Annotated in this window: 10 protein-coding genes and 3 pseudogenes; 4 read left to right on the top strand and 9 right to left on the bottom strand. The window is 64.8% G+C overall.

Annotation, left to right across the window (positions count from 1 at the left end; all coding sequences use genetic code 11):
- Nucleotides 1-34 precede the first annotated feature (34 nt).
- A complete protein-coding gene (locus AC069R_RS30375; protein ID WP_478769940.1) occupies nt 35-946 on the bottom strand; it encodes a BRO-N domain-containing protein in 912 nt (303 codons plus the stop codon).
- A 130-nt stretch (nt 947-1,076) separates the two neighbouring features.
- Between AC069R_RS30375 and AC069R_RS30380 the strand changes: the two genes are divergently transcribed.
- Both AC069R_RS30380 and AC069R_RS30385 read left to right on the top strand, forming a co-directional pair.
- The gene (locus AC069R_RS30380; RefSeq protein WP_478769941.1) at nt 1,077-2,255 is read left to right on the top strand and encodes an MFS transporter; all 1,179 of its coding nucleotides are present in this window, start codon (nt 1,077-1,079) and stop codon (nt 2,253-2,255) included.
- Between the two features lie 471 nt (nt 2,256-2,726).
- Nucleotides 2,727-2,906, top strand: coding sequence for a hypothetical protein (locus AC069R_RS30385; RefSeq protein WP_478769942.1), 180 nt, complete (start codon nt 2,727-2,729; stop codon nt 2,904-2,906).
- A 33-nt stretch (nt 2,907-2,939) separates the two neighbouring features.
- Here AC069R_RS30385 and AC069R_RS30390 read toward each other — a convergent pair whose 3' ends face one another.
- Nucleotides 2,940-3,356, bottom strand: coding sequence for a DUF6234 family protein (locus tag AC069R_RS30390; RefSeq protein ID WP_478769943.1), 417 nt, complete (start codon nt 3,354-3,356; stop codon nt 2,940-2,942).
- A 925-nt stretch (nt 3,357-4,281) separates the two neighbouring features.
- On the opposite strand from AC069R_RS30390, the gene AC069R_RS30395 reads away from it, so the two are divergent.
- Both AC069R_RS30395 and AC069R_RS30400 read left to right on the top strand, forming a co-directional pair.
- Entirely contained in the window at nt 4,282-6,066 is a 1,785-nt protein-coding gene (locus AC069R_RS30395; RefSeq protein ID WP_478769944.1) for a GmrSD restriction endonuclease domain-containing protein, read from the top strand.
- A 331-nt stretch (nt 6,067-6,397) separates the two neighbouring features.
- Nucleotides 6,398-6,841 (top strand): annotated as a pseudogene (locus AC069R_RS30400) (protein kinase family protein); the annotation flags it as partial.
- A gap of 2,010 nt (nt 6,842-8,851) precedes the next feature.
- On the opposite strand, the gene AC069R_RS30405 reads toward AC069R_RS30400, so the two are convergent.
- The 7 genes and pseudogenes from AC069R_RS30405 to AC069R_RS30435 all read right to left on the bottom strand — a co-directional run.
- Nucleotides 8,852-8,986: a hypothetical protein gene (locus AC069R_RS30405; RefSeq protein ID WP_267881537.1), complete on the bottom strand. Its 135-nt coding sequence runs from the start codon at nt 8,984-8,986 to the stop codon at nt 8,852-8,854.
- Nucleotides 8,987-9,316: 330 nt separating this feature from the next.
- On the bottom strand, nt 9,317-10,168 hold the full coding sequence (locus tag AC069R_RS30410; protein WP_240967745.1) for an ImmA/IrrE family metallo-endopeptidase: 852 nt from the start codon (nt 10,166-10,168) through the stop codon (nt 9,317-9,319).
- 75 nt (nt 10,169-10,243) lie between these two features.
- Nucleotides 10,244-10,492, bottom strand: a pseudogene (locus AC069R_RS30415) (helix-turn-helix domain-containing protein); the annotation flags it as partial.
- Nucleotides 10,449-11,198, bottom strand: coding sequence for a hypothetical protein (locus tag AC069R_RS30420; protein ID WP_478769945.1), 750 nt, complete (start codon nt 11,196-11,198; stop codon nt 10,449-10,451). The gene AC069R_RS30420 and the pseudogene AC069R_RS30415, both read right to left, overlap by 44 nt.
- Before the next feature lie 433 nt (nt 11,199-11,631).
- Nucleotides 11,632-12,012, bottom strand: coding sequence for a hypothetical protein (locus AC069R_RS30425; RefSeq protein WP_478769946.1), 381 nt, complete (start codon nt 12,010-12,012; stop codon nt 11,632-11,634).
- The gene (locus AC069R_RS30430) at nt 12,006-12,434 is read right to left on the bottom strand and encodes an ATP-binding protein (protein ID WP_478769947.1); all 429 of its coding nucleotides are present in this window, start codon (nt 12,432-12,434) and stop codon (nt 12,006-12,008) included. Before AC069R_RS30430 ends, AC069R_RS30425 begins: the two co-directional genes overlap by 7 nt.
- 46 nt (nt 12,435-12,480) lie before the next feature.
- Nucleotides 12,481-12,657, bottom strand: a pseudogene (locus tag AC069R_RS30435) (NUDIX hydrolase); the annotation flags it as partial.

A 12,657-nucleotide genomic window follows, 5' to 3' on the forward strand; every position in this document is an offset into this window, starting at 1 on the left:
TGTCGTGCCGTCCGGTGCTTCCGCCGGGCCTCGGTCACGGCAGCACGTACACCGGCGCCCCGCCCCCGCTCACCCCCGCCTGCCGGACACAGCCCCGCTTGATCAGCATGCGCAGACAGTCGTGCACCCGCGCGACGGTGAGCCCCGTACGCTCCGCGACGTCCTCCAGCCGACAGTCCACGGGGCCGCGCACCAGCGCCGGGGCGAGATAAGCGGCGACGGCGTGCACATCGTCGGTGACGACGAGATTCCCTGCCCGCCAGGTGGCCAGCAGCCGCTGGGGCGTCATCGCCTCCGGCCCGGCACCGACGGTCGGCCGAAGCCGGCCGGCAACGAGATCGAGCGAGTCGGCGATCCGCCCGAGCAGGTCGTTGGTGCGGCGCATCTCTTCGATCCGCTCGACCTGCGCGACCGCCAGCGCCTCGTCCGCCCGGATGCTGCGCTCCTCCAGACGGACGATCACGTCGGCGACCTGCTGGGGCAGGAGGTAGGCGGTGCGGCCGTCGGGGGCGGGGTCGAGGGTGTAGGAGCCGTTCAGCTGGACGGTTTCGATGACCTCGCTCACCCAGTGTTTGAAGGGGGCGCACCCGGGCTTGGAGCATCCGTTGACGAGCTGGATGAGGCCGCGGAGATTCACCATACGCATCGACTTCTTGAGCCCGTGACCTGCAATGTTGCTTGAACCCTCACTCCCGTAGACGGTTCGTACAAGATTGCCGAGGGTCTGCTCGCAATCCGGTGCAACATGCCATTGCACAGCCTGCCTGGTGTTGGCGTAGCCGAGATGCACCCCCACATCCACCGCCGGGAACCAGTGCTCCCCATTGGGCAGCGTGAGCCTCCGGATCCGCGCCCCAGTGGCCGCGAACACGAAGTCGTTGACGTCGATCGCATCCTGCTCCCGCCCTGCCGGCCACTCCGACGGGACCTCGTTCTGCTCGTACATCGAGCCGCCGGCGTGGTGGCCGGTTCGGGCCGGTGGCCCGGTGAAAAGAACGGGCGTCGCCGTCGGTGCGGGGGTTAGCCTCCCCTGTCATCTCTCCGGGTGTCGGCTTTCGCGAGCGTGGGAGGCACGAGTGTCGTCAGGTCGTTCCGCCGGTCGGCCGGCCGGGCTCGGTGGGCTTCTCCTCGCCCTGGCGGCCTCGGAATTCGGGGACCGGCTGGTGCAGGTGGCGTACGCCCTGATCGCGGTGCGGGCGGGTTCGACGACATTCCTCGCCGCCGTACTGGCCGCCCAGACCGTCCCGGTCCTGGCGCTGACCCCGCTCGTCAGCTCACGCGGCTGGATCCGCTCGCGGATCGCGTGGCGGGCCGGGCTGAGCGGACAGGTGGTGGCATTCGCCGTCGCCGCCACCGTGGCCGACCACCGGATCGCCATCCTGGCCTGCATCCTCGTCGCCGCGTCCTGCGAGGCCCTGACGATGCCGTTCTCCCGCTCCCTGCTGCACGCCCTCAGCGACGGGCGGCAGGCCGACCTGGCCAAGTGGTGGAGCGTCTCGAAGGCGGGGGCCGGTGCCGCGGGCATGGTGCTGGCCGGTGTGGTGGTCTCCGTGTCCGGCACGGAGTCGGCCTTCGCGCTGAACGCCCTCACCTTCCTGCTGGTGCTGGCCGTGGCCTGGTCACCGCGGGTCCCGCAGGACGGTACGCCGGGGCGCCGTAGCGCCACCGCGGGATTCGGCCGACTGATCGCACCCGGCGCGTTCGGCGTCCTCGGCCTCCTCTGTGTGACCGTCATGCTGATCACCACCGGCCTGGAAGGCGTGTCGGGCCCCTTCATGCTGGCCCGGACGCCGGGTTACGACGCCCACGGGCTCGGCGTGGTGCTGGCCTGCTGGGCCGTGGCATCCATGATCGCGGCGGCGGTGACCCCGCGCCGCTTCACCGGGATCCGCGCGCTCCTGCCCCTGTCCAACGTGCTGGTGGCCCTCGCGATCGGCCTGCCCAGCCTCGGCCTCCCCTTCTGGTCCGCCGCGGTCACCTTCGCGCTGGGCGGTATCGGGAACGGCGTCTTCAATCTGCTCCTCACCCGCGTCATCTGGTCGGGCGTCCCGGCCGAGGGCCAGCCCCACGCGTGGGCCGCCTTCAACTGGCTCCTGAACGCCTCCCTGTTCCTGAGCTTCTCGGTGGGCCTCTTCCTCCACCCCCGGCGCGCCCCGCCCCTCCTGGCGACCACCGCGGCCGGCTGCCTCCTGGCGGGCTGCGCCTACCTGTTGACGCTGGCACGCGCACCCAAGGCCACCCGCGCCCTCGCCTGAACCGCCCGTTCCACGAAGAGCACAGCCTCCCGGCATGCCCCGGCAACCGGCCGGCCGCGCATGCCGTCCCCACCGGGGAAGCGACCCAGCGCAACCGGACCATCGCGCACCGCCGACCCCTTTCACGACGGCGCACAACAACACAGGGAGCCGAACCTCGATGGTGATCACCCCCAGATCCGCCCGCCTGGCAGTCGCAGCTCCGGGAGCGACCGGCTGCGGCTCCCACGGCACCACTTCGGCACGACCCTCCCCCCGAGGCACCGCGTCGTCGCCGGCTGATGCGGGTCCCGCCTCCAGCGGCGCCTCCGTCCACGAGGTCCCGATCACCGACGCGGACGGCATCACGGTCCTGGCCAGCGGCACCGCGGTCAAGGGCGACGCCGTCTATCCGATTCCGGGCGGGACCAGGCAGGCAGGACCCTGGCGATCGCGGTCGACTGCCAGGGACCGGGCCGACTCACCGTCCAGGTGCCGTCCACCGGCGTCTCCTTCATGCTGCGGTGCGAAAAGGACAAGGTCCTGCCCGCGATGAACGAGATCCAGCTGCCCGTGAACCGGTCCAGCGGTTCGCTGCGCTTCCTGTCGGACCCCGGCGTGACGTGGTCGTTCGCGGCCGGCTGGGACCCGCACCCGCCCGCGCGACGGTAAGGCCCGTCGCGTGAACGGTGTCCTCGTGGCCGTCTAGTCACCGCTCCCGCAGCCCGTGGCTGACGGGATGTCATGGCAGAGCCGGTCCTGGTGTGACTGCGCCATGGCCCCGCCGAAGGCGATGACGCAGATCAGAGCGGCCATGAGGGACTGGGTGACGACCGTGACGACGGCGCCGGCCCGCGCGGCGATCGCGGTCGCCGCGATGGCGACGACTCCGACCCCTCCGGCGGCGGCCAGATAGTTCCACAGCGAGTCGGTCGTGACGGTCTTGCCGGGATCGAGGTTGAACCCGGACAGGAACCAGAGACCGAAGATCACCGCCAAGGCGATCAGCTCCAGGAACACCAGCCCGCACCCTGCCCCGATGTCGGCGCCCCGGTCGGCACGGAAGCGCTGTCGCGGGCCGGTGGTCGCATCGAAGGCCGGAGGAGCGACGGGTAAGTTCATACCCGCCACCTTGCTCGCGCGGGCGAGGCGGACACATGAGTAGGAGTACTCAGCCCCGCCCGGCCGATTCCCATGCCCCGAACCAAAAGCCAGAGGCCCCGTGGATCACTCCACAGGGCCTCTAGTCGATGTGCACTCGGCAGGATTCGAACCTGCAACCTTCTGATCCTTAGCTCTACAGCAGTCGGTCACGGCAGTCATACAGTCGCCCCTCGGCCGCACGGGGACGGTACGGGACGGGGCCGGTTGCTGTGGTTGCTGTATCCGGCTTCGGTACAGCAGGGTCCTGGTGGGGGCGGCGGCGCGGAACGGAAGCTACTCGAACAACTGCTGGTTGGCGACGACGAGGCGTCCGTGGCCGCTCTAGCTGCGTTCCGCTGTGGCGGTTCCCACGTGGTCTGGGATGGGACCACGTCCGCTGAGGCGCTCGCCCTTGTCTATGGACGTCGACTGCGGCACACAAGCAGCCAGGGCATCGAGACCACGAACCTCGCACACACCGTGGATCTGCTCGGCCGGCATCAGCACCCAGTCCGCCTGGGGCAGAGCAGGCCGCCGATGGCACGTGGACGTTCATGCTGCTCCCACCGAAGGCGGCAGCAGGCTGATCGCGTGCACCGGCGTTCGGCGGGCCCATGTCCGAACCGCAGCCGATGAAGGTCAGCCACGACGGCGGGTGCGCAGATCACTCAGGCGCGCGTATGTCTCGCCGCCCCCCACCCGGATCTGCCACGCTGCTGATGTCATCGGCCAGAGGAAGCCGCGACAACCGATGCGTGAACACGGCGCCGGGGCCCTCAGCTTGGGGAGCTGGAGTTCTCTGGGGGTGTTGCTCGGTGCGCAGGCACGCACTGACGCGTTTTCACCTTGATCACTTCCGTAAAACGCGGGACTAACCGCAACCACGTCAACTACGGTGACACACATGCAGACTTCAGAGCTATCCGTCCAAGGACAGAACCTCCACCAGCTCTACAATCAATACTACAGAAATAAGCTTCTCGTCGATCGCCGCTATCAGCGAAAGCTCGTCTGGACACGCGATGAGAAGGAGAAGCTCATCGACTCCGCCGTCAACAAGCTGCCGATCCCGCTAATCCTTCTCGCACAGAGAAGGAAAGGAGGGGCGGAAATTTTCGAGCTAATCGACGGTCTTCAGCGCCTCGAAGCATTCTTCTCATTCATGGAGAATAAGTACCCCTACAAAGGACAATATTTCGATTTGGCGACAACAGGCGACACCTTGGCTAAGCTTCACTCAGGAGAGCTTACTCAAAAGAAACCCGTAATGTTGCGCGAAACATCCTTGGAGATCGCCAATTATCAAATCCCCGTCTCTACTTATCGAGATGCGGCAACCTCGTCGATTGACGAGGTGTTCCGCCGAATCAATAGCGGTGGAAGGCGCTTGAGTCTGCACGAGATTCGACAGGCAGGTGTAATGGGGCCACTGTCGGATGTAGTGCGACGCACTAGCGCCACCATTCGAGGTGACGGAACTTTCGCCGAGGCTTTGACGCTCAGCGAAATGGAAAAACTTTCCATTTCGCGAAAGGATCTCGATTACGGCCTAGACCTCGACCGCATTTTCTGGACACGACATGATATTATTGGGGCAGACGACATTCGCTCATCCGGTGACGAGGAAATGGTCCTGGACTTGGTCCTCGACGCTGTGCTCACTCCTTGGCCTACGAGCGGGTGGCAGAATCGAGACGTGGCATACGGCTTGCCACGGAGAATCAAGTCAGCTTCTGCGGACCAAGTCAACGCGGCCATTACGGCAGTTGGCGTTGAGAATCTACAGCAGCGCATCGTGTCAGTGGTCGAAATGCTGGATGAAGCTATGCGGGACCATGGCCCCCTCGGCCGCCATATGGTCCACCTGGAGACCTACGAAAAGGGAACACGGCGGCAGTTTCAGGCGATTTTCTCCGCCCTCTACGAACTTACCTTTATCGACGAGATGCAGCCTCTGTCGATGGAGGCAATTCGCAACGTCTTGAACAACTTCTGGGGACGGGAACTCGCCATTCCAACCGGCGGAAGCGCATGGGGCAAGGACGAGAAGGCCAAGCTCTACCCGCAAGTCAAGCGTCGCATTAAAAAAGCTTTCTTCAAGCCTGAACCGAAAAGCGTCGCCAAGAAGCTCAATGCACGCCTGTTGATCGAAAGCTACTTGCAGGGCCCGGTTAACGAAGATCCTCTCGTCGAGCTTAAGCAAGGATTCTGTGTACTTTCGAACCCGCCCGCTGAGAATGTTGATCTTTTTGACGAAATAATGCAGACTGCAGTAGGCATGGCGAACTGGAGTCGCGATGCAACCGGCCTAATTCTCATTGGAGTTGCAGACAAGCCATCGGCGGCTCGCCGAGCAAAAGAACTCTTCGGAGTGACTCCGGTTGAGATTCACGGGCAGCATGTAGTGGGCACCGAAGAGCAGATCGCACATTTGGGTCACGACATCGACTCCTGGTGGCTCAAATGGCAATCGAAAATTAAGTCTGCACCAGTAGATTCCAATTTCTCGGCCGACCTCGTACACAGTTTCAGTCCGCTCGTCTGTGACGGAAAAGTGCTTTGGATCATGAAGCCACGATCACTTGGCAAACCCATCTCGTACGACAACAGATTCTTCGTGAGAGTTGGCGCATCAACGCACGAGATGGAGACTGACGACTTTCTCTCGCACATTTCTCGCAACTTTTAATCATAGGCCCGTAAGCTTGCGACGCGTCGAGCAGGTGGTGAACCTGCCGGTAAAGCACGACGTTGGGCCGTGATCGTCGAGGATCGGGCCAAAGTGACTGCCCAAACCGTGGAGTCAGCTGTCCCACCCACGACGTACCCCTTATCTGACGTCATGCGGCCGACTGCGCAGCGCGGGCGTCGGCCGGGTCGGAGCGGGGCGGAGACAGGAGCGGGGGGGGGGGGGGGGGGGGGGGGGGGGGGGTGGGGGGGGGCCCCCCCCCCCCCCCCCCCGGCGCCCCCCCCCCCCCGCGGTGAGCGGAGCGAGCCGCCTGAACCAGTAGAGAAAGCTGGAAGTGCGCGCCCAGGGCTGGGCCCACGGCGACGTCCAGCCCGCGCACTTCATCATCGGCTCGGATCGCACGCACCTCCTCGACCTGGCCTTGGCGCGGGGCGGCCACGTGCCCGAGGGGTATGACTTCCCGTTCCGCGGCTGCCTCGTCCACTACGAAGCGCCGGAGATCGCGCGCAGTGTGCTCGCGACCGGAGAAGCTGAGCCCAGGCAGGCAGCCGACATCTACGCTATGGGCGCGTCACTGCTCATCTCCGCCACGGGCTGGCGGGCGGTCGAGTACCCGGACGACGCACCGTGCCCTGTGCAGCGTAAGGCCGTGGCAGATGGCAAGCGTCGGCCCGTCAAGGCGCCTGGAGAACTGGGCGAGCTGATCGAGGCCATGCTCAGCCACACTCCCGAAGACAGGCCCACGATCTACGAAGTCGGCAAGGCCCTGAGCTGAGCCAGAAGCGCCGGCGTCCCTGCGACGGCGAAGACCAACCAAACAAAGACCGGACCACCCCTCAGCCTGGACAACGTTCCGACGTCGGGGGCTTGGTCGTGCCGGTGCTGGCCGTTCTGCGGCTTGGAGCAGAGGGCGGTTGGGTGGCAGGGCCGTGCTTGGTGGGCATCGGCCTGGTCCTGGTGCTCGGAGCGGTCGGGTTGTTTCCTGGTCTGGCTGTCCGCCCTGGCGGTGCTGCGCGCTGATCAAGCAGGGCCGCTAGAGCTACTGCGATCCGCATTCGCGTCGGCGGCGCTCTGAGGGGTGACGGCAGCGGGCCGGACGATGACGACGGCGCGGCCGGCTTCCCGTACCGTCTGATCGTCCCCGCTCCCGCCCTCTGAGGCGGTTGCCGTCAAACACTGCCTTCAACGCAAAAGCCAGAGGCCCCGTGGATCACTCCACAGGGCCTCTAGTCGATGTGCACTCGGCAGGATTCGAACCTGCAACCTTCTGATCCGTAGCTCTAGAGAGATCGGTCAGCGAGGGTCATAGAGGCCACCGATCGGCCCCGGGGAGTGGCTGTCAATCATGGGCGGTTGCTGGCGTTGCTGTACTTCGTTGCTGTACCGCTGACCGCGAGGAACAGTGCGAGGAAGGCCCTAGCGTCTGCGTAAGCGCCCACCATCCTTGCGCAGGTCGGCGACACGAGCAGGACCAATACGAGGATCGTGACTACGCACAGATGTCGTCCTGGGTTTGACACGCAGTGCTCTACAAGGGACAAACTCATGGCTGAGCCTCCGGGTTCAGTCGCCCACCTGCCGCTCGGCCTGCCAGCATGCGCGGCCGGGTGGGCTCCTCCATCTACGGGCAGGAGGCTAGCGAGGATCGGCCACGACACCGACTTGGCCCGATTACTCTCGGAAGTGTCGCGCAGCGGGATAAGCACGCCAGGTTACGGCGACTGCGCCGTGAGGTCGCATTGGGGGGACCAGGATGACTCCCATGTCATGTACCGAGAGGTAACGTAGCGCCCCGTATTGGCTTGATCTAATCGATACAAGCCTGTCTGTGCCCCAGCCAACGACAGCCAGCCACGACGGCGGGTGCGCCGACCAGTCAGGCACGTGTGTGCCTCGCTGCACCCCACTGGCTTCAGCCGCGCTGTCGGGTCTGTCGACGACCAGAGCGAGCCGGGGCGGCCGACCCGTGACGGGGCAGAGCCCTCAGCTTGGGAAGCTTGGGTCTTTTACGGCCGATTACTGGGCTGACCTGCGGCGAAGCGGCCACCGATCTTGGCTGACTGGCGGCCGGGTCACCGCTATTCCCCGTGGTTTCCCGCCTGACCTGGCACGGTTCTGGCACACCGGGGCGGGTGATCTCCTGTTGCTCGGCTTGGTCGCCTGGACCCTACGAGTCAACTTAGCTGTCTGTGCTGCCCGTTTCCGACCCGCTGTTGTCAGTGGCCCCTCATACAATCGGAGTTGACCGTCATGGGCCTGATGTGAAGGAGGTGAATGATGGCCAAGAAGGGAAGCGGTGGCAGCTCCGGGAGTAAGGCCCGGAGCGCCGTAACCGGCCGGTACGTGACCAAGAGCTATGCGAAAGCTCACCCGCGTACCACGGTGGTAGAGACTCCGAAGAGGCGTTCCGGCAAGAAGTGACCTCTTGAAGTCCAAACAGGGAGGGGTGTCGCTCAAGCGGCGCCCCTCCGCTTCTCCCACCATATCGCCCCGTACGCGGACGGCTAGCCGCGGGGACATCCGATCAGGACAGTCTCGAAAGCCGTTGCGGTGGCAACGTCGTCGTGGGTTCGAACCCCACCGCCTCCGCCGGCTCAACAGAGAACGGCCCCTGACCTTGGCATCTGGTCAGGGGCCGTTCTCACATCGGGCTACCGGCCTTGCCCGTGAATCCCTGCGGTTAACCGCACGATCGGGCACGGGTAGCGCACGGGCCAGTCTGATTAATTCGTAGCTCCAGGAGCCCCGCTAGAGGCTCATGAACGGCGCATCCGGCCGTCGTTGTTCAGCTCCGCAAGTGGTTAGCCCACGCGGCCTTGATCTGGTCTCCTTGGTCGGCCGTGATGACGCCGGCCTCCAACGCCACCGACACGACGTCCGATGCGACGCCAAGTTGCATGGCGTTGACGGCTTCTTTCATACGGTCTGAGCTACGGGGCGTCCCGACGTGTCCCGGCTCTAGGTCACCAGGGAGGAAGTTCGCAACCTCCCCGTCGTGCCCCTCGAACGCGGCTACGTCCATCCTTACGTGCACCCGCTTGGTGCCTATCGAGACAACGGTCCCGTGTGAGCCCTGGTGGTATATGGGCCTGTCGCTCGGCAGTGAGACTGTCACTTTGTCTCCGACCTTGAAGCTATTCAAGCTCCGTTGACTACCGAACACGTATGTCCCCCTCGGCCTCGATCTCATGATTCAACAGACAGTGATAACTACTGGATGGTTTGCGGTTGTGTCGCCCATCCCTATTCGCTACCCCCCGCTAACGAGTTTCAGCTTCGGTCGTGCCGGTGCTGATGGTTCTCCACCGCTCTGGATTCCGATAGGTGCCAACCCGAAGACGTACTCGTTTAGCTCGTCAGGATAGATATTGAGCTCCTCTGCAAGCTCCGAGAACGTCATATTTAGCGGCTTCCGGAGGGCGCCAAATACCTTCACCAATAGTTGGCTGCTCTCGCGAACCAGTGAGGAATCAGGTTCTGCACGGCGATACCCTCGACGCGCCAGTTCCTTTACGGTTTGGTTGTAGCGCCATTCAGAAAGTAGGCCCAATTTGCGCAACCTGTAGGTGAGTGCCATGGCCGACACTCCCCACTTGCGCTTCGCGCTCAGTATCCGGTCGATAGACGCATTGTGTAGCCGTTGCGCAACGACGCCCGCACGGGGCATAAGGAAGGCCGACGCGAAGTCATTCGCTTCGCCCTCCGAGTCGCGGCCGTGGGGGATGCGGTGCTCACAGTGCAACACAAGGTGGCCGAGCTCGTGGGCGACATCGAATCGCCCCCGCTCGCCTGTCTTCCGCGTGTTCAAGAAAACGTACGGCGTGCCGTATTTGATGGTAGAAAAGGCGTCGATGTCGAGGCAGTCGGATGGCAGCGAGAATACGCGGACCCCATTTGATTCAATCAAATGTAGGGCGTTTGGTACCGGTGCTTCTCCGAGTCCCCATGCGGCACGGACCTGCTCTGCTGCAGCCTCGGGCGTCAAGTGCGGGTATGTTGGCACGTTAACGGATGGAAGCTTGAACAAGCCCTCCATCCACTCATTCAGAGCAACGGCTACTGTTCCCGAACTCAGGGCGCTATCACGTTCTGCGGCAGTCATCTTTGAAGGGGCACGGAAGCTAACGGCGTCCAGCTGCAACTGTGCCGGCGAGGGTGCCCCAAAGAAGCTGACAGGATAATTGAGTGCGGACGCAAGAGAGGAAATCGTCTCCGGTGAGGGCACCTTACGGTGATTCTCAAACGCAGTGATGCTCTGCGCCGATACTCCAGACCGTTGAGCCAACTCTGCTAGAGTCATTCGCCGTCGTTTGCGGGCAACGACCAGTCGTTCTGGGGTGAACACTTTCCTCAGCTCCCACGTCCGCACTCCTACATACCGTTTAGCCCCCCAGCAGCTCCACGACAACTTCCGGGCCGCTGCCATCGCCCGGGTCGTCCAGAAGCGCGATGTCCGCGCCGGGGTCACCCAGGTCGGGCAACCGCAGCGGGATGCGCTCCTGCCACTCATCGACGAATTTCCCGTTCATCTTGATCGGCAGGGACAGCTCGGCAGAGATCACTCCCTTGTCCCACTCGTACAGCAGGCACCAGGTCGGGATCTGGTCGAGTTCGCGACCGTAGAGAACCTCGTCGTGGCTGAGAAGAGCGAACTGCCCGTTCTTCTCAACCATGCGGGCCATTGCTGCACCCTTCGGGTTCTTAGACCGAACCTTGGCGTTGAGGTCCCCCACGCCCCCCTTGGCGCTGATAGCCGTCACAGCGTGACTCATGCTGGGGTGGATCATCCGGAGGATGCTATCCCTGGAGGTGCGCTGCCAGCCTTCCGGGTCGAGACCTTCAGCGATGTACCGGTTGGTGCGGCTCCAGAACATGAAGCCACGCATGGCCGGCGCATCAAAATCAGTGCAAGTACGGACATCTGCGGCGGCCAGGTCAAGCGCGCCGTAGAAGAGATCAACCGAGAAGTCGAGCTGCGTCAGCCGCTCTTCGTACCACTCAGGATCCAGGTTCTGCACAGCCCCTCCAGACAACCTTGGTTTCAAAAACCATACCTCATCCGAGGCGCCATTTTTGAAACCTAGGTCATCATCGCATGTCAGTTCGATTCTGTCACTGCCGAAGACCTCCACCCATCAACCTCCCCAGCTCCCATCCCGTACGCCGTCGACCCACACACCGTGGAGCGGGCGTGGTTCCTGGCGTCCAGGTGGAGCGCGCCACTGTACGAACGACCTGGACGCCAGGGGCCGCGTCGGCTCGGCTCTGCCTGGGTCGACGGCGTACGGGATGGGAGCTCCCCACGCACGCCACAACGGACCCGCAGTCGGCGACGGCGCCCCCTCCATCCCGGTGCCGGCCGATCCCCCGCCGGAGGCATCGTTCTGACCGTGGGGGCCTCTCCTGCGGCACACGAAGCGTGATCTTCGGCTCGCTGCTGGGTCCGCGGCACGGACACCGGCCGGGCTGGAGCGGGACGGAGGCAGGAGCGCAGGCCCGGCCGGGGGCCGTGCCGCGCGCGGCGCGCGAAGCGGGCCGCCTTGAACCAGTAGGGAAAGTTGTAACTCAGTCTGTCGGGCGGGGCTTGAAGTCGTACGCACATGCGGGAAGTTCGGCTGCCTGGCGGTGCGCGAGTGGCAGGAAGAGCACGGGTCGGATCGTCCAGGTGATGCGGGTCTTGCCGTGGGTCACTGACACCGTGCACGGCTCGGCGCGCAACAGGGCTCGGCGGGTCTCGATGCGGCCCTCGTACAGCCACTCCCACGCTTCGTCTGAGGCGTCCGCGTCCAGGGCCGGTGAGATCGTGCGGAGCGCGACCGCTACCCAACGGTCGGCCTGGGGTGCCGAGTAGGCGTCGAACGATGCCAGCAGTGCCGACCCCCGCTGCTCGGTCAGGTCCTCGGTCCAGCACTCGCACCAGTAGCCCCACTGAGGCGGCTTCAGCATGGGTGGCCTCCCAGTCGATGGTCCGCGTACAGCTCCGCGGTGACCGTGTAGCCCTGGTCGCTGCTGTGGACGACCACTCGATGGGCGATCGCGCTGACCATGCCCAGTCCCCGGCCGTGTTCGGCGTCCTGGTCCTGGTGCTCGACCTTCGGAGCCGTGGCCGTGCCGCCGTCGTCCGTTACCGAGACGGCGACCACTTGAGCGGAGACCGCGACGGCCAGGTGGAAGCTGCCGTGCTCCCGTCCGCCCGCCGTGTGAAGGATCGCGTTTGCGCTCAGCTCGCTCACGATCAGCTCGGCGTCGTCCGCCAGAGGGGAGTCGCGCAGGATGTCCCGGGTCCAGCGGCGGGCCCGGCTCACTTCTTCCGGGAATCCTGGGCAACTTAGCCCCCACACCCGGGTCGTACTCGTATACTCGTGCATACAAGTTCCTTCATGCTGGTAGGCCGCCATGTGCAGCGGGTTCGGGCTAGACGAGTTTCACGCCGTCGTGGGCGCGGACGGCCGGCGGGGTCGTAGCGTCGAGTGCGTCGAGCACGCGGATCGCGTAGGCCTCGTCGGCAAGCTCGGTGACCTCTTCGCGGGTGGCCCAGCGCAGTGCGCGGGTCTCGTCACCGGTGGTGGGCACACCGTCGGCGGCTTCGCA

It is taken from the genome of Streptomyces sp. NPDC043952 (assembly GCF_056435325.1).